The 16,671-nt window shown below is 66.2% G+C and carries 19 protein-coding genes; 5 read left to right on the forward strand and 14 right to left on the reverse strand.

Features of this window, described 5'->3' with window-relative positions:
• Positions 1 to 8: 8 nt before the first annotated feature.
• The 6 genes from AC1DW9_RS05820 to AC1DW9_RS05845 all read right to left on the reverse strand — a co-directional run bounded on the left by AC1DW9_RS05820 (position 9) and on the right by AC1DW9_RS05845 (position 4,870).
• Positions 9 to 917 carry a ribokinase gene (locus tag AC1DW9_RS05820; RefSeq protein WP_476775069.1) on the reverse strand — a complete coding sequence of 303 codons (909 nt, stop codon included), beginning with the start codon at positions 915 to 917 and terminating at the stop codon, positions 9 to 11.
• Entirely contained in the window at positions 914 to 1,837 is a 924-nt protein-coding gene (locus AC1DW9_RS05825; protein WP_476855051.1) for a 2-dehydro-3-deoxygalactonokinase, read from the reverse strand. Before AC1DW9_RS05825 ends, AC1DW9_RS05820 begins: the two co-directional genes overlap by 4 nt.
• A 100-nt stretch (positions 1,838 to 1,937) precedes the next feature.
• Positions 1,938 to 2,516 (reverse strand): protocatechuate 3,4-dioxygenase subunit alpha, encoded by a 579-nt coding sequence (pcaG, locus tag AC1DW9_RS05830; RefSeq protein WP_476775071.1) that lies wholly within the window; start codon positions 2,514 to 2,516, stop codon positions 1,938 to 1,940.
• Complete coding sequence (gene pcaH / locus AC1DW9_RS05835; RefSeq protein WP_441504934.1) at positions 2,509 to 3,219, reverse strand: protocatechuate 3,4-dioxygenase subunit beta; 711 nt, start codon at positions 3,217 to 3,219, stop codon at positions 2,509 to 2,511. Before pcaH ends, pcaG begins: the two co-directional genes overlap by 8 nt.
• Positions 3,216 to 3,986 carry a CoA-transferase subunit beta gene (locus AC1DW9_RS05840; RefSeq protein WP_476775128.1) on the reverse strand — a complete coding sequence of 257 codons (771 nt, stop codon included), beginning with the start codon at positions 3,984 to 3,986 and terminating at the stop codon, positions 3,216 to 3,218. Before AC1DW9_RS05840 ends, pcaH begins: the two co-directional genes overlap by 4 nt.
• A 26-nt stretch (positions 3,987 to 4,012) precedes the next feature.
• Positions 4,013 to 4,870, reverse strand: a complete 858-nt coding sequence (locus tag AC1DW9_RS05845) for a CoA transferase subunit A (protein WP_476775072.1) — start codon at positions 4,868 to 4,870, stop codon at positions 4,013 to 4,015.
• A gap of 112 nt (positions 4,871 to 4,982) precedes the next feature.
• Between AC1DW9_RS05845 and AC1DW9_RS05850 the strand changes: the two genes are divergently transcribed.
• Together AC1DW9_RS05850 and AC1DW9_RS05855 are read left to right on the forward strand one after the other, a co-directional pair.
• Positions 4,983 to 5,720: an IclR family transcriptional regulator domain-containing protein gene (locus tag AC1DW9_RS05850; protein WP_476775073.1), complete on the forward strand. Its 738-nt coding sequence runs from the start codon at positions 4,983 to 4,985 to the stop codon at positions 5,718 to 5,720.
• Positions 5,721 to 5,730: 10 nt separating this feature from the next.
• Positions 5,731 to 6,621, forward strand: a complete 891-nt coding sequence (locus AC1DW9_RS05855) for an aldose epimerase family protein (RefSeq protein WP_476775074.1) — start codon at positions 5,731 to 5,733, stop codon at positions 6,619 to 6,621.
• A gap of 4 nt (positions 6,622 to 6,625) precedes the next feature.
• Here the strand turns inward: AC1DW9_RS05855 and AC1DW9_RS05860 are convergent, their stop codons facing one another.
• The 8 genes from AC1DW9_RS05860 to AC1DW9_RS05895 form a co-directional block, all read right to left on the reverse strand.
• Positions 6,626 to 7,291 (reverse strand): L,D-transpeptidase, encoded by a 666-nt coding sequence (locus AC1DW9_RS05860; protein ID WP_476767535.1) that lies wholly within the window; start codon positions 7,289 to 7,291, stop codon positions 6,626 to 6,628.
• A gap of 157 nt (positions 7,292 to 7,448) precedes the next feature.
• Positions 7,449 to 8,294: an aldo/keto reductase gene (locus AC1DW9_RS05865; protein ID WP_476767534.1), complete on the reverse strand. Its 846-nt coding sequence runs from the start codon at positions 8,292 to 8,294 to the stop codon at positions 7,449 to 7,451.
• A 25-nt stretch (positions 8,295 to 8,319) separates the two neighbouring features.
• Positions 8,320 to 9,642, reverse strand: a complete 1,323-nt coding sequence (locus AC1DW9_RS05870; protein ID WP_441490603.1) for a bifunctional folylpolyglutamate synthase/dihydrofolate synthase — start codon at positions 9,640 to 9,642, stop codon at positions 8,320 to 8,322.
• A gap of 34 nt (positions 9,643 to 9,676) precedes the next feature.
• Entirely contained in the window at positions 9,677 to 10,576 is a 900-nt protein-coding gene (gene accD / locus AC1DW9_RS05875) for an acetyl-CoA carboxylase, carboxyltransferase subunit beta (RefSeq protein WP_441490602.1), read from the reverse strand.
• A 37-nt stretch (positions 10,577 to 10,613) separates the two neighbouring features.
• The gene (gene trpA, locus AC1DW9_RS05880; RefSeq protein WP_441490601.1) at positions 10,614 to 11,459 is read right to left on the reverse strand and encodes a tryptophan synthase subunit alpha; all 846 of its coding nucleotides are present in this window, start codon (positions 11,457 to 11,459) and stop codon (positions 10,614 to 10,616) included.
• Between the two features lie 40 nt (positions 11,460 to 11,499).
• Entirely contained in the window at positions 11,500 to 12,231 is a 732-nt protein-coding gene (locus tag AC1DW9_RS05885; protein ID WP_476767532.1) for an SIMPL domain-containing protein, read from the reverse strand.
• A gap of 34 nt (positions 12,232 to 12,265) precedes the next feature.
• Positions 12,266 to 13,483, reverse strand: a complete 1,218-nt coding sequence (gene trpB, locus AC1DW9_RS05890) for a tryptophan synthase subunit beta (RefSeq protein ID WP_441490599.1) — start codon at positions 13,481 to 13,483, stop codon at positions 12,266 to 12,268.
• Complete coding sequence (locus AC1DW9_RS05895; protein ID WP_441490598.1) at positions 13,480 to 14,166, reverse strand: phosphoribosylanthranilate isomerase; 687 nt, start codon at positions 14,164 to 14,166, stop codon at positions 13,480 to 13,482. Before AC1DW9_RS05895 ends, trpB begins: the two co-directional genes overlap by 4 nt.
• A gap of 151 nt (positions 14,167 to 14,317) precedes the next feature.
• On the opposite strand from AC1DW9_RS05895, the gene AC1DW9_RS05900 reads away from it, so the two are divergent.
• The 3 genes from AC1DW9_RS05900 to AC1DW9_RS05910 all read left to right on the forward strand — a co-directional run bounded on the left by AC1DW9_RS05900 (position 14,318) and on the right by AC1DW9_RS05910 (position 16,671).
• Positions 14,318 to 15,622, forward strand: a complete 1,305-nt coding sequence (locus tag AC1DW9_RS05900) for a TAXI family TRAP transporter solute-binding subunit (RefSeq protein ID WP_476775075.1) — start codon at positions 14,318 to 14,320, stop codon at positions 15,620 to 15,622.
• 90 nt (positions 15,623 to 15,712) lie between these two features.
• On the forward strand, positions 15,713 to 16,012 hold the full coding sequence (locus AC1DW9_RS05905) for an autorepressor SdpR family transcription factor (protein WP_441490596.1): 300 nt from the start codon (positions 15,713 to 15,715) through the stop codon (positions 16,010 to 16,012).
• Positions 16,009 to 16,671 carry an SdpI family protein gene (locus tag AC1DW9_RS05910; protein ID WP_441490595.1) on the forward strand — a complete coding sequence of 221 codons (663 nt, stop codon included), beginning with the start codon at positions 16,009 to 16,011 and terminating at the stop codon, positions 16,669 to 16,671. The genes AC1DW9_RS05905 and AC1DW9_RS05910 overlap by 4 nt, the downstream gene beginning before the upstream one ends.

Here is a 16,671-nt window from a genome sequence, read left to right on the forward strand (position 1 = left end):
ATGACATCTCAGAGGAAGCCGGCACCGGCCAGTGCCTCGATCTCCGGCCGGCGTGGCACGCTTGGTTGCGCACCGGACACCGTGCAGGCGAGCGAGCCGGCTGCGAGCCCGCGCTGAAGCGCGCCTGAAAAACCATAGCCGGCATCGAGCGCCGCCGCGAAGGCCCCGACGAAGCTGTCTCCGGCCGCGACCGTGTCGACAACCTCGACTTTCGGCGCTTCGATGCGGCGGCGAACGCCGCCATGCCAGCCGACGACGCCCTCGCCACCGAGCGTGACGACACAGGCAATGCCGCGCTCGGCATCGACGCGCTGCGCAAAGGCGTCAGGCTCCCGCTCGGCCCAACCCCAAGCGCTGGCAAGCACCAGCGCCTCGTGCTCGTTGACGATCAGCATGTCCAGGCAATCGAGCAATTCGGGAGCAGGCGTGCCGGCCGGCGCCAGGTTCAGGATGACGCGCCCGCCCGCCTGCCTCGCCAGCCGGGCCGCCTCGATGCACTCCGTCTCCGGAACCTCGCGCTGCAGCAACAGGATGTTACGCTGGCCAAGCGGCAGGTCGCGCAAGCCAGCGGCCCGGGCCTGGGCATTCGCGCCGGCCGCCACCACAATTTGATTGGAGCCGGCTGCATCGACCGCGATGAAGGCGGCACCCGTCGGCGCCTCGACCCGCTCGACAAGCGCGAGGTCGACTCCGTCGACGGCCAGCAGGGACAGGGCGATCTCGGCAAAGGCATCACGCCCGACAGCGCCGGCGAGCACGACCTCGGCGCCCGCCCGGCGGGCGGCAAGCGCCTGGTTGGCCCCCTTGCCGCCGGGATGCAGCGCATAGCCCGGTCCGATCACCGTCTCGCCGGCTCCCGGCAGGCGCTCGACGGGCGTGACCAGATCGACATTCAGCGATCCGAAGACGGTGATCACGCCACCAGCCTCGCAGCCAGACGCTTCACACCCGCGACAAAGGCGTCTTCCGGTGTCGTGATCCGGAAGGGCAGGCCCGCCGTCTCGAACGCCGCTCCATAGCTCGCAGCCAGCGCTCCATCGGCCACGAGATGGACCGTGGCAGGGCGTCCGAACAACGCCTGCACGCCGGCAATCTCCTGGCCGACCAGAAGCGCCGAGAGATAGGGCCCGACCGCGCCGCCGCCCATTCGCCCCGCCAGCACCTCGGTACGCGCCGCAAAGGCTGCGTTGAGCAGCCCGGCAGGCCGCGCTGCTGCAGCAAAACCGCGTGCGGCGCCGGTGCTTGCGTCGTCTCCAGAGGGCTCCTCTGCGAGGCGCGCCAGAATCGAATGCTGACGCAGCAGGCCGTAGATCTCGCCGGTCATGAAGCTGGCAAAGCGCGTGATCCGCCCGGCCCGCACTTCAGCCCATTTCGAATGGGTGCCGGGCAAGCAGGCAATGCCCTCGTCGAGACCGAGTCCGACGATCAGAGTTTCCTCGCCACGCATGACATCGAAGGCACCATCGTCCCAGGACAGGCCGGGCAGCACGGTTGCATTGGTTCCGTCCTCCAGCGTCACCGCGATGCCGGCATCCGCCAGCGCTTCGATTGAGGCGGGGCACGCGACGTAAGGCGCCTCGACCCAGCCATTGCGGCTGCCGACCATCCCGGCGAGCACGATCGCGGCATCCGGCCGCCTGCGGCGGAAATCACCGGCAATCCCCTCGAAAGCGGCCGGGAAACCTCCCGACGGCACGGATTGGATGCCCTGATCCGCAACCCGCCGGTCCATCACGCGGCCGTCCTCGCCGATGAGGAAGGCGCGGGCACGGGTTGTGCCCCAGTCGAGCGCGATCAAGGGTTTCGGCATGGCGGGCTCCGGCACGGCGTCGGTCATGGCCCCGCCTTGCCGCATCAGGCGCGGGCGAAGCAAAGCGCTGACCCGACTATCTCCTTGGCCTGCAAGCCGGGGTCAAGCCCGCACATGCCGCACGGGCTCAGACGTCGAAGAACACCGTCTCGCCTTCACCCTGCAGCCGGATGTCGAAATGGAAGACGCCGTCCGGGCCACGTTGCGCGATCAGCGTTTCACGCCGCTCATGCGGGACCAGCGCGAGCACGGGATCGGACGCATTGGCAGGGTCGTCCGAGAAATAGATGCGGGTCACCAGCCGGAGCAGGAGCCCGCGCGCGAAGACCGAGACAGCGAGATGCGGCGCCTGCCTCGTACCGTTTAGCCCCTCTACAGCGCCCGGCCGCACCGTCTCGAAGTGGAAAAAGCCCTCCGGCGAGGTTTCCGCCCGGCCGAAGCCTGTGAAGCCGGCATTGCCCCCGGCATTGTGGCGTCCATCCGCGTCGGCCTGCCAGACCTCGATCATGGCGTCCGGGACCGGCTCGCCATCGCCATCGAGGACATGGCCGCGAATGGTGATGCGTTCGCCCGCGACGCCATCGGTTGCAATCCGCTCATTGGCCAGCTCCGAACCGCCATAGGCGCGGGGCGTCAGCGCATAGGCGTAGAAGGGGCCGACCGTCTGCGAGGGGGTGAGGCCCAAGGGGGCTTTGCGCTCAGTCATCATGCGGCTCCTCGAGCGGCGTCGCGTCGCGACCGCGCAGGACAATGTCGAACTGGTATCCGAGCGCCCATTCCGGTTCGGTCGTGTCGATGTCGAAGCGCGAGATCAGGCGCTCCCGTGCCTTCGCGTCCGGGATCGACTGGAAGATCGGGTCGTAGGCGAAGAGCGGATCGCCCGGGAAATACATCTGGGTGATCACGCGCGAGAGGAAGCTCGGCCCGAACAACGAGAAATGGATATGGGCCGGGCGCCAGGCGTTGTGATGGTTGCGCCAGGGATAGGCGCCGGGCTTGATCGTGACGAAGCGATAGCGCCCTTCCGCATCGGTCATGGCGCGGCCGGCTCCCGTGAAATTCGGGTCGAGCGGCGCGGGATGCTGATCGCGCAGATGGACGTAGCGCCCTGCCGCGTTGGCTTGCCAGATCTCGACCAGGGTATGCGGCACCGGCCTGCCATCCTCGTCGAGCACCCGGCCCGTCACGATGATCCGCTCGCCGAGCGGCTCGCCCTCATGCTGCAGGGTGAGGTCCGAATCGCCCGCTTGCACGGCGCCATGACCAAACGCCGGACCGCTGATCTCCGACAGCGTATGCGGCAGCAGGATCAGGGGCTGCGAGGGTGCGCGCTTCAGCGTGCTCGTGTAGGCCGGCGACGCGTTGAGCGGATGGGCTCTCAGGCCATCGCGTGGATAGATCAGGCTCATGCCGCTACTCCATGCGCTCGCTTGGTCCGGGCGTGCAGATCGCGCAGGATCTCGATCTCCTGCGCGGTCGGCGCCGGAGTTTCGACGAGTTCGCCAGCGAAACGCAAGGTCCAGCCGCAACCGGCCTGAACCTGATCCCGCGTCACGCCAGGATGCAGCGCAGTGACAGTCAGCTCGGCGGTCTCGGCATCGGGTTCCATGACGCAAAGATCGGTGATCACCTTGGTCGGCCCCTTGGTCTTGAGGCCGAGCCGTTCCCGATCGCCCTTGCCCTTGCCGTGGCCGAAGGAGGTGATGAAGGGCAGCGTCTCGACGAAGGCGCGCGAGCCCATCGCCATCGTGATGAAGATCTCGCCGCAATTGCTGGCGATTTCCGGCGCGCCGCCGCCGCCGGGAAGCCTCACCTTCGGCGCGGCATAGTCCCCGACGACCGTGGTGTTCAGATTGGCGTAGCGATCGATCTGCGCACCGCCCAGGAAACCAATGGTGATCCGGCCGCCCTGCAGCCAGTAGCGAAACATCTCGGGCACGCCGACCGTGGTCAGCGCGGTATCACAGAGTTCGCCGTCGCCGATCGAGAGCGGCAGCACGGAGGGGCGGGTGGAGAGCGTACCGGATTCGTAGATCAGCGTGATCTTCGGGGCATGGGTCAGGCGCGCCAGGTTGCAGGCGGCCGAGGGTGCGCCGATACCGACGAAGCAGACATCATCATTGGTCAGCAGGCGGGCAGCCGCAATGCTCATCATCTCGGTGGGCGTGTGGCTCATGGGAGTATGGCTCATGGCGCTGATCCTCACGCGGCCTGCCGAGCAAGGCCGGCATGGTGCGCAAACACCTCCGGCCCCTGCTCCAGGACATTTGCCTTCATCCAGGCCATGAATGTGTCGCGCTCCCGGGCGATCTTGTCCCAGGCAATGTAGAAGTCGTTGGCGCGCTTGTAATAACCGTGGGCGTAGGATGGATAGGCTCCGCCCGGCACCCTGGCGATGGCGGTCACCGCCCAGGACGGCAGGATGACGGCATTGGCATTGCGTGGGCCAAAGTCCTCGACGATCTCCTCGACGGTAACCAGCGAACGCCTGGCCGCCAGCACGGCCTCCTTCTGCACGCCAACAATGCCTTCGAGCAGGACATTGCCTTCGCGATCCGCCTTCTGTGCATGAATGACGGCGGCGTCAGGCCGGATGGCGGGAACCGTCGCCAAGACTTCCCCGGTATAGGGGCAGGTGACGGATTTGATCCGGGGATTGACCTTGGGCAGATCGACGCCCTTGTAGCCGCGAAACACAGCGAAGGGCAGGTTAGCGGCGCCCGCCTCGTAGGCATTGGCCATGGCGGCGTGGCTGTGCTCTTCAAGCTCGAGCTTATGCGGCCAGCCATTCTCGACCGCATCGCGCAGGCGATGCAGCGAGCCGACGCCAGGGTTGCCGCCCCAGGAGAAGACCAGCTTCTCGGCGCAGCCCATCCCGATCATCTGATCGTAGATCAGGTCCGGCGTCATGCGGATCAGCGTCAGCCGCTTGCGGCCCTGACGGATCGCCTCATGACCGGCAGCATGCGGGATGAGGTGAGTGAAGCCTTCCATCGCGACGGAGCAGCTGTCACGCACCACCGACTCGATTCCCTCGGCGAGGGAGACGAACTCAGCCACCTTGACATCTCCTCATTTTGTGCGTTAATCGCACATCGTTTTGATTTTCGAACAATACCCATTGCGTCAACAGGGGTCAAGATTGGACACGGCAACGTCGGATCGCGACCACATGGCCGCCCTCGAAAAGGGACTGGCCGTGATCGAATGCTTCGACGCGACGCATGAGAAGCTCACCATCGCAGACGTGGCCCGCGCCACCGAATTGTCCCGCGCGGCGGCCCGGCGTTGCCTTCTGACGCTCACAAGGATCGGCTACGCCGAATTCGACGGCAAGTTCTTCCGGCTGACGCCGCGCGTGCTCAGGCTCGGCCATGCCTGGTTGGCCTCCAGCGCCCTGCCCCAGCTCGTCCAGCCCTTCCTGGAGCGGTTGTCCGAGGAAACCCATGAATCCTCCTCGGCCTCGCTGCTCGACAGGCACGAAATCGTCTATATCGCGCGTTCGGCGCAGAGGCGGATCATGTCCGTGGGCCTTTCCGTCGGCTCGCGCCTGCCCGCCTTCTGCACCTCGATGGGGCGCGTCCTACTCGCAGCGCTGCCACCTGACGAGGCCCGCGAACGGATTCTGGCCGGCCGGCCGCGAGCGCTGACGCCTCATACCGTAACGGAGCCGGAACGGATCATGGCCGCCTTGGCGGCGGCGCGCGAACGGGGTTACAGCGTGGTCGATCAGGAACTGGAACTTGGCCTGATCTCGATGGCGCTCCCCCTCGCCAATGCGCGTGGCGAGACCGTTGCCGCCTTCAATATTTCCGGACAGGTGCAGCGGACCTCGGCCGAGGAGATGGTGGCGCAGTTCCTGCCGCGCATGCGCTCGATGCAGGCGATGCTACGCCCGCTGATCAAGTAAGGACATCACGATGCTTACCCTGCAGTCCGGGCCTCTCTCCGCCGCGATCGCGCCCGAGGTCGGTGCGATGGTGACCGCGCTCGAATGGCGCGCGCCTGACGGGCAGTTGCGTTCGCTTCTGCGGGCGCCGGCGGGGGCGGTTCCCTCGATCGCGGCCCCCAATCGCTTCGGCAGCTGGGCCATGCTGCCCTTTGCCAATCGCGCCTTCGATTGCGTCATCGACGATGGCGAGCAGCGCTTTCGGGTGCCGGCCAACGATCCTGCGGGAACAGGCAGCATTCATGGTTTCGGCTGGCAGTCGGACTGGGAGGTCCTGCGGTATGACCACGGCCATACCGTCCTGGAACATCGGCGCAGCGCCGGTGAAGATCCCTACCGCTACCGCGCGCGGCAGGAGATCAGCCTCGAAGATTCCGGTATGACCATCACCCTTGCGATCATAAACGAGGCGGATGTGGCCCTACCCTTTGGTTTCGGGCTCCATCCCTGGTTTCCCGCGGCTGCGGATACGCGCCTCAGAATGCGCTCCGACGGCGCATTGATCCTCGGCAACGGCTTCCGCGCGACCGGCTCGCAACCGCTCGCAGATGGCGGCCCCTATGCCGCCAGCCCGCTCTTCGCAACTCGGGCAGAAACGGCCTGGAGTTTCCTCGGTTGGGATGGCGCTGCGCGCATGGAAACACCGTCGCGCGGCGTCGCCATCACCGTCACGGCAAGCGAAACGCTGCGCTGCCCGGTCGTATGGGCGCCTCCTGGTGCCGACTTCCTCTGCGTCGAGCCGCAAAGCCACGCCATCGGTTCGCCGAGCGAGGCTGCAGCGCGCGCGACCTCTCCGCTCACCCGGCTTCAGCCGGGCGAGACGCTCAGCGGCTGGATGCGGATCGCCGTGGAGGCGATCTGAGCCCTTATCTCCAGGTCGGCCCGGCCCGGTAGGGCTGGTAGCCATAGGCGTTGGGCGGCAGGGTCGGCCGCATGAAGAGCTGATCACGCGCCGCATCCCAGTTCGGCACGCCACGCTGATGCGCGATCGCGGCCGCACGCTGCTTGGACTTCGACTGCGCAATGGCGACCTTGCTCTTTTGAGGCGCCTTCGCGAGCTTGCTCTTGGCACCGCCTGCCCTGGCAAATTGCGACAGCCCGTCCGAACTGGCACCATTCAGCGCAATACGCGTCTGGCCGGCACCGTGCTTCTTGACCAGCGCAAACAGCTTGGCGGCATGGGCAGGATGCAGCCGGATGCAGCCATGCGATGCCGGCCGGCCGAGTGCACCTACCGCTGTCGTGCCGTGGATGGCATAGCCACCACGGAAGAACACGGAATAGGGCATCGCCCCGCCATATTTGCGCGAGTACCAGCTCCGCTCCAGCCGCGTCGGGCTATAGACGCCGTTGGGCGAGCGGAATCCCTTGCGGCCTGATGAGATCGCCCAATTGTAGATCTCTCCGTCAGTGGTCGTCACCTGCATGCGCTGGGCAGCCAGGTCGACCCGGACCTGAACGCCGGCCTGGGCCGAAGCCAAGCCGGCAAGCGAAAGAAACAATACGGCGAGGACGCCGAGGACGCGACGCATCACACCACTCCTGAAGACGCAACCGTTGCAAGAATTCGGCGTTGTCGGATGCGATGCTCCGCCGCCTTTACTCTAGGAAACGCCCTTCAGCCCCCAGTTGTAAAGCAGAAAGCCGCAACTTGGTTTCCGCGCGGCCGGCTTGACCTGCAGGCGTCCCCTACAACATCGGCAGGGAACGGGGCTTGGGTCCACGTGGAAAAGCAGCGTCGATCCGCGCGATCTCGCTGTCGCTCAGGTGCAGCCTCAGCGCACCGGCATTGTCCTCGACATGTTGGGCCCTGGCGGCCTTCGGGATCGCGAAGACCGGGGATTGGCGGGTCAGGAAGGCAAGCGCGACCTGACGCGGTGTTGCTCCATGCGTGATCGCAACATCGGTGAGCACGCGGCCGCCGGCACTTGCGGCTAAGGGAAAATCATCCTGACCAAATGGGCTGTAGGCGGTCACCGCAACGCCGTGACGCTCGCACCACGGGATGACCATATGCTCGATGGCACGTTCGCCGAGATGATAAAGGACCTGGTTGCAGGCGATGATGCCCTCGCCGGCAATCGCCAGCGCCTCGTCGAGATCATCGACGTCGAAATTGCTGACGCCCCAGGACAGAAGCTTGCCCTGGCGCTTCAGGTCCTCGAAGGCTGCGAAAGTCTCCTCCAGCGCGTATGAGCCGCGCCAATGCAGCAGGAAGCAGTCGAGCCTGTCGGTGCGCAGCCGCCTCAGCGATTCCTCGCAGGCCCTGCGCGTCCCCGCACGAGAGGCGTTGTACGGCAGCACCTTGGAAACGAGGAAGACCTCGTCTCGTCGCCCGGCGATGGCTTCTCCGACAATCTCCTCCGAGCGGCCAGAGCCATACATCTCTGCCGTGTCGAGATGGCGCAGGCCAAGGTCGAGCCCGCGACGCAATGCCGCCACCGCGCCGGCCTGATCGGCGAGTTCGATGTTCCAGGTGCCCTGGCCGATGACGGGGAGCGACGGGCCATTTGCTCCGAATTGCCGGGCCTGCATCGCACTCTCCCCATCCGTGCCGGTACTACACCGGTGGCGTACCGTTGGCCGAAAGCACTTCGCCGGCCAGATAGAGCGAGCCGCAGATCAGGATGCGCGGCGGCCCCCGCCAGGTCCGCACTGCAATCTCGCGCAACGCCTGCTCGACCGAGCCCGCGACCTCGGCATTCAACCCGGCGACCCGCGCGAGAGCCGCAACCTCCTCGGCCGGGCGAGCAGCAAGCTGGTTGTGGATCGGCACGGCAAAGAGCGCATGCGCGAGCCCCTTGAAATGCCCGAGCGTCGCCGTTGCGTCCTTGGTCGAGAGCAATCCCGCGATCATGACGAGCGGAGCCGGGTTCTTCTCCTCCAGGTCGGCCATCGCCTGCGCAAGAACGCGGCCGCCATCGGGATTGTGGCCGCCATCGAGCCATAGCTCGGCGCCAGCAGGCACGAGTTCGGCGAGTTGGCCGCGCGCCAGCCTTTGCAGCCGTGCCGGCCATTCGGCATTGAGCATGCCCTGCTCGAAGGCGCGGGCCGGCAGGCCGCCATATCCGGCTGCGCGCAAGGCCGCTATGGCCGTACCGGCATTGACGTGCTGATGACGCCCGGTGAGGCGCGGCAACGGCAGATCGAGCAGGCCGTCGCCATCCTCGTAGACCAGCCGTCCACCCGCCTCGTGAATGTTGAAGTCCTGCGCGCCGATCAGAATTTTCGAGGCGCCCACGCGTTCGGCCGCGGCTTCGAGCACGGCCGTCGGCTCCGGTTCCTGTGGCGCAATCACGGCCGGGGCGCCGCGCTTGAAGATGCCGGCCTTCTCGCCCGCGATCTTGGTGACGGTATCGCCGAGATACTCGGCATGGTCCATCGAGACCGGCGTCACCACCGTGCAGGCGGGATGGGCGACGACATTCGTGGTGTCGAAGCGACCGCCGAGACCGACCTCGAGCAGCAGAACGTCGGCCTTGTGCTCGGAGAAGAGAAGCATGGCGGCCGAAGTGGTGATCTCGAAGAAGGTGATCTGGTCGCCGGCATTGGCCCGTTCGCAGCGCTCCAGTGCCTCGACCAGCACGGCCTCGTCGACGAAACGACCGCCGCCCGGCTGACCGAGCCGGATGCGCTCATGAAAGCGCACCAGATGCGGCGAAGTGTAGACATGGACGCTGAGACCCGCCGCCTCGAGAATCGCCCGCATGAAGGCGATGGTCGAACCCTTGCCATTGGTGCCGGCGACATGGATCACCGGCGGCAGGCGCTTGTGCGGGTCGCCGAGCCGCTCCAGCAAGGTCAGGATGCGGCCGAGCGAGAGATCGATCAGCTTGGGATGCAGCGCCAGGAAGCGCGCCAGCAGCGTGTCGGAAGACCCCATGATGCGCTCGGCCTCCGGCCGTCCGTTATCCGTGTCAGGCCGCTTCGGGGACCGGCCCGACCGGTTGCTTGGCATCAGCTGCCGGCTCGGACTGCTTGGTCAGCAGGCGGCCCAGCCGCGCCAGCGTCGCCGGAATCTCATGGCGATGGACAACCATGTCCACCATGCCGTGATCCTTGAGATATTCGGCGCGCTGGAAGCCCTCGGGCAGCTTCTCGCGGATGGTCTGCTCGATGACGCGCGGGCCCGCGAAACCGATCAGGGCGCCCGGCTCGGCGATGTGGACGTCACCCAGCATCGCGTAGGAAGCCGTGACGCCGCCGGTGGTCGGGTTGGTCAGAACCACGAAATAGGGCAGCCCAGCCGCGCGCAGACGCCTGATCGCGACCGTCGTCCGCGGAAGCTGCATCAGCGAGAGGATGCCCTCCTGCATGCGCGCACCGCCGGAGGCGGCGAACACGACATAGGGTGTCTTCTTCTCGAGCGCAGTCTCGGCGCCCTTGATGAAGGCTTCGCCCGCCGCCATGCCGAGCGAGCCGCCCATGAAGTGGAAGTCCTGCACGGCAATCGTCAGGGGCAGGCCCTGGACGCGGCCGAAGCCGACCTTGAACGCATCGGCCGCGCCGGTCTTGGCGCGCGCGTCCTTGAGGCGGTCGACATAGCGCTTCTCGTCACGGAACTTCAGCGGATCGACCGCGACCTCCGGCAGCGGGACATCGACCCATTTGCCCTCGTCGAAAGTCAGGCGCAGCCGATCCTGCGCGGTGACGCGCATATGATGGTCGGAGCCCGGAATGACGAAGCCATTGGCCTCTACGTCCTTGTGGAAGACCATCTGCCCGGAATCAGGGCACTTGATCCAGAGGTTCTCGGGGCTCTCGCGCTTGAACAGGGTCTTGATGCGCGGGCGAACGACTTCGGAAATCCAGTTCATCGGATCATCCTTGAAACGTGTGACTGGAGCGGCCGGGTCAGGCCGCCTTGGAGACCGTGCGGATGCCGGCAGCCAGTTCCGCAACCAGCGAGGTGACCGCCGAAACCGTCTTGTCCGTGGCCTTGCCGTCCGCATCCAGCGAGAGGCGAACCCGCTCGACGAGCGCGGAGCCGACGACGACCCCGTCGGCGCCCTTCGCGATGGCTGCGGCATCGGCCGCCGTTTTCACGCCAAAGCCGACAGCGACCGGCAGATCGGTGTGGCGCTTGATCCGGGCCACCGCATCGCCGACCGCGTCGTAGCTCACGATCGCGCCACCGGTTACGCCCGTCATCGAGACATAATAGACGAAGCCAGAGGTGTTGCTGAGCACCTTCGGCAGGCGCTTGTCGTCGGTCGTCGGCGTGGCCAGACGGATGAAGCTGATACCGGCCTCAAGAGCCGGCAGGCAGAGCTCCACATCCTCTTCCGGCGGCAGGTCGACAACGATGAGCCCGTCGACGCCGATCCGACGCGCATCCTGCAGGAAGCGCTCGACGCCATAGGCCCAGATCGGATTGTAGTATCCCATCAGCACGATCGGCGTGTCATGGCCGGCCTTGCGGAAGGACTCGACCATGGCCAGCGTCTTCTTCAGCGTCTGCCCCGCCTTCAAGGCCCGCTGGCCCGCGAGCTGGATCGGGACGCCGTCGGCCATCGGATCGGTGAAGGGCACGCCGAGCTCGATCACATCCGCGCCTGCCTCAGGCAGGGCATTGAGGATCGCGCTTGCGGTCTCGAAATCCGGGTCGCCAGCGGTGACGAAGGTCACCAGCGCTGCCCGACCTTGGGCAGCGCAAGCGGCGAAGCGGGACTGGATGCGGGTCTGGCCGGTCTCTGTCATGAGCGTGCGGTTAGCATGAAGGGGGCGGGCTGGCGAGGGCTCAGGGCGCGATGCGCCAAACCGTACGCAGCGAACTCGTCACCGTGATCTCGCCGGGTTCGACCGAAATCGGTGCAGCACCAGCCGCCATGCGGAAGGCACGAACATCGCCCGCGGCGCGGCCTGGGACTTCGGCTTCAGCCTCGACGATCGAGACCAGCTCGCCGACCTTGACGCCGAGTGCCGTGGCATGGAGTTCGGCCCGCGCACGCGCCGCCTCCGCCGCCTTCAGGCGCGCGGCATCCTTGGCCCTGCTCTCGTCCGCCAGCCCGAAGCTTATGCCGGACATCTCGTTCACGCCGGCCTTTGCCAGCGCGTCGATCAGCGGACCGGCCTTGGCGAGATCGCGCACGGTGACGGTCAAGCCGGTGCGGGCCTCGTAGCCGTCGATCGTGGCGGCGCGCGGCGGCTTCGGACCGGGAGACATGGAAGGCTGCGTCATGCGCGGCATCAGCGAGACCTGCGAGGTCATCAGATCGGCTGGGGCGATGCCCGCCGCCTTGACGGCTTCGACCAGCCTGGCCAGCGCCGGCGTGTTCTGGGCGAGAGCCTCGGCGGCCGTCTTGCCCTCGCTGACAATGCCGGCCTGCAGGATCGCGATATCGGGCCTGACCCTGACCTCGCCCTCGGTCCGGATGACGATTCCCTCGGCGGGAGCCACCGTGTTCGCGGTCTGGGCCATGACGGGGCCAGACAGAACCAGCATGGCGGCGAGCAGAATCGTCTTCTTCATCGTTTTATCCTCAGACTATCGGACGGGGCCGGCATCACCGTCCCGCCAGAATCTCCGCCACTTGCGGAATATCCTTGTCGCCACGACCGGAAAGATTGACCACCATCAGGTGGTCCTTCGGCTTTTGCGGCGCAAGCTCGGCTACACGAGCAAGCGCATGTGCCGATTCCAAGGCAGGAATGATGCCTTCGAGCTTGGAGATGAGCTGGAAGGCCTCCAGCGCCTCCTCGTCAGTGGCGGACAGATATTTGACCCGGCCGACATCGTTGAGCCAGGAATGCTCAGGGCCGATGCCGGGATAGTCGAGACCGGCCGAGATCGAGTGCGCATCCTTGATCTGCCCGTCATCATCCATCAGCAGATAGGTGCGGTTGCCATGCAGCACGCCGGGACGCCCGCCCGTCAGCGAGGCGGCATGCAGGCCGCTCGGGATGCCGTGCCCGGCCGCCTCGACGCCATAGATTTCGACCGTGGGATCGTCGAGGAAGGGGTGGAACAGCCCCATGGCGTTCGAGCCGCCGCCGATGCAGGCGATCAGCGAATCCGGCAGGCGCCCCTCGAGCTCCTGCATCTGCTCGCGCGTTTCCCTGCCGATGATCGACTGGAAGTCGCGGACCATGGCGGGATAGGGATGCGGGCCGGCCACCGTGCCGATGCAGTAGAAGGTCGTCGCGACATTGGTCACCCAGTCGCGCAGGGCCTCGTTCATCGCGTCCTTGAGCGTCTTGGTTCCGGATTCGACCGGCACCACGGTGGCGCCCAGCATCTGCATGCGAAAGACGTTCGGCGCCTGACGGGCGACGTCGACCGCGCCCATATAGACGATGCATTCGAGGCCGTAGCGCGCGCAAAGCGTTGCGGTGGCGACGCCGTGCTGACCGGCGCCGGTCTCGGCGATGATGCGCTTCTTGCCCATGCGCCGCGCCAGCAGGATCTGGCCGAGCACATTATTGACCTTATGCGAGCCGGTGTGATTCAGCTCTTCACGCTTGAGATAGATCTTTGCGCCCCCGAAATGATCCGTCAGGCGCTCGGCCAGATAGAGCGGCGACGGCCGGCCGACATAGTGCTTGAGGCCACCAGCCATCTCGGCGTGATAGGCCGGATCGGCCTTGGCGGCATCATAGGCCTGTTCCAGTTCCAGGATCAGGGGCATCAACGTTTCGGCAACGAAACGACCACCGAACATGCCGAACCGGCCGTTCTCGTCGGGCCCGGAACGATAAGTATTCGGATTGCGGGGCGCGTTCATGTCGGGCCTGCCTTCTTCAAATCCTGCGCCGCCTGACGTGCGGCGGCGATGAAATCCCTGATCCGGCGGATATCCTTGACGCCGGGCGCGCTTTCGACGCCGGACGACACATCTACCCCGGCAGGCCGGGCAATGCGGATGGCATCGGCAACATTCGCCGGATCGAGGCCGCCCGATAGCATGAAGCGCAAAGCCGGGTCGAGGCCGGAGAGGATCGTCCAGTCGAAGGGCCGGCCGTGGCCACCGGGATAGGCCGCATCCTTCGGCGGCTTGGCATCGAGCAGGATGCGGTCCGTCACCGCGACATAAGAGGACATGGCGGCAAGATCGGACGGAGCAGCGACACCCAGCGCCTTCATCACGCGAAGACCGGTCGCGGCCTTGAGCGCCAGCGCCTGCTCCGGCGTCTCGCGGCCATGCAGCTGAAGCCAGTCCGGCCTGAGCGCGTCCACGAGTTCCCTTGCCCGCGCCACATCGAAATCCACGATCAGGGCCACGATCTCGGCGCGGCCGCGCGCCATCTCGGCGAGCGCCATCGCGCGAGCCATATCGATGAAGCGCGGACTCTTCGGGTGGAAGACCAGCCCGACCATGTCGGCACCGGCGGCGAGCGCCGCCGCCATCGTCTCACGCGTGGAGAGACCGCAAATCTTGACGGTGAAGGCATCGGAGCTTTGCGACATTCCCCGGCAATAGGACATCTGCCGCGGGCCCGGCAACCTCCATGTCCCCGTGCGCCATGCCCTCTTGCGGCGCGCCCCACTTGCGACATGATCACGAGCGAAGCCAAGCGCGTCGCGGGGGCGACGGCAAAGCGGTCAGGATTGGTCCGGCATGGGGCGGCGCGGTTTCATGGCTCTGGCGGGCCTGCTGGCGATCTTCGGTATCGCCGCGTCGGTCTTCTACGTCCTGAACCAACCCCGGACGCTCAGACTCGCCGTCGGCCCGCTCGGATCGGAGGATGCGCGCATGGCCGCAGGCTTCGTACAGGGGCTCAGCCGCGAAAAATCCTCGATCCGGCTTCGCCTGATCCTCACGGAGGGCTCCGAGGAGAGCGCCAAGCGCGTCGACAGCGGCCAGGCCGATCTCGCCATCATCCGTCCCGATATCGCGCTGCCGGAGAATGCCGACACCGCCCTGATCACCCGCCGCACCTTCCCCTTCCTGATCACCAACAAGGAAACCGCAATCGGGCGTATCGCCGATCTGCGCGGGCGCAGGATCGGCGTGGTGCGTAATCCGGCAGGCAATATCGCGCTGCTCAAGCGCGTGCTGGCGCAATACGAGGTCAAGCCGGAGGAGGTCGAGATCGTCGGGCTGAACTCCGAAGAGATCGTACCCGCCGCGCGCGAACGCAGGATCGATGCGTTCTTTTCGATCAACGCCGTCGGTTCGCGCATTAACAATGACGGCCTGAGCAAGCTCAAATTGGCCTGGGGCGACGACCCGGTCCTCATTCCGATCAGCGCGGCGGATGCGATCACCGCGCGGCACAGATCGATCGAAACCGGAGAGATCGTGCGCGGCGCGCTCGGCGGAGACCCGCCGCGCCCCTCCGAGAGCCTGACGACGATCTCCGTGACCTCACGGCTGGTTGCGGCCCAAAGCCTCGACGACGCCGTCGTCGGGGATCTCGTCAAGGACCTGCTGGCCCTCAGGCTGACGCTGGCGGCCGAGCTCCCGTCGATCCAGGGACTGGAGACACCCTCGACCGACAAGGACACACCGCTGCCGGTTCATCCCGGCGCGGCAGCCTTCATCGACGGCGAGCAGGAAACCTTCTTCGAGCGCTATGGCGACTGGTTCTATCTGGGCGTGATGGCGCTTTCGCTGCTAGGCACCGGTTTCGCCGGCCTGCTCAGCCATGACAGCACGCTCCGCCGACGCAAAGCCATGGCGGGGCTAGACCGGCTTGTCGCGATGCTCTCCGCCATCCGCTCCGAACAGGACGAGACCGCCCTCCAGAATTTCGAACGCACGGCCGATGCGATCCTGGCCGAGGTGCTCTCGAATTTTTCGAGCGGCGATGTCGACGCCAGCGGCCTCGCCGCATACCGGCTCGCCATGGATCAGGTCGGGCGCGCCGTAGCCGAGCGCAGGCAGACCCTTCTCGACGCCGAGGGCACGCCGGCCGCGTGATCCGGCAGCTTCCAGCCCCGCCACTTGGGGCATGCATGAGCATGGCAGTTTGCTTTTATTTCGGTAATTTCCTAAATAACGAAGATGAACATGGTCTTCAAAGCGCTCTCCGACCCGACACGCCGTGAAATCCTGCGGCTGCTGCGCGAACGGGACATGACGGCCGGAGAGATCGCGGCCCGTTTCAACCTCGCCAAACCCACCTTGTCCGGCCATTTCGCCGTCTTGCGCGAGGCGGACCTGATCCAGAGCGACAAGCTCGGCACCACCATCACCTACCGCCTGAACCTGTCCGTGCTCGAAGAGGCAATGTGTCTGTTCCTCGACCATTTCGGGCTCGCTCTCGAACCGAGGCCTCGCGCGGCCAAACCAAAGGACGCTCAATCATGATCCGCTCCACCATGACCCTGAGCCTTGCCGTCCTCGGCAGCATGCTCGTCGCTTCGACCTATGCGTTGATGCATGTGTCGCCCGATGCCCGGATCGCCATTCATTTCGGGATCGACGGCCAGCCAGACGGCTTCGCCGGGCCCTGGGTGGCGTTCCTCAGCCTGCCCGTCATCGCGGGGTTCGTCACGGCACTGTTCGCGCTGCTGCCGCGCATGGAGCCCCGCGCCGACAATCTTGCCCGCTCCGGCAAGGCCTACACCGCAACATGGAGCGCCGTTATGCTCATGATCGCGGCGTGCCACGCGCTTCTGATTGCGCACGCACTTGGGTATGCGGCCGATGTTCCACGCCTGGTGACCGCGATGCTCGGCCTCTTCCTGGTCGTCACCGGCAATGTCGCAGCCAAGACGCGCTCGATGCAGCTATTTGGCGTCAGGACGCCATGGACGCTTTCGGACGAGCGGGTCTGGCAGAGGACCCACAGGCTCTATGGCTGGGGCTCCGTCTGCCTCGGCCTTGCCCTCTTCGGCCTCGCGCTGGGCGCCGCGGCACCCCTCGTCCTGGCCACGGCCACGCTGCTCGGGCTGGCCGCCCTGATGGCCGCAACCTTCAGCTATTCCTATTGGGTCTGGCGGCAATTGCAGACCACCGCCCGCTGA

The sequence above is a fragment of the Allobosea sp. P4_E12 genome, from assembly GCF_056401655.1.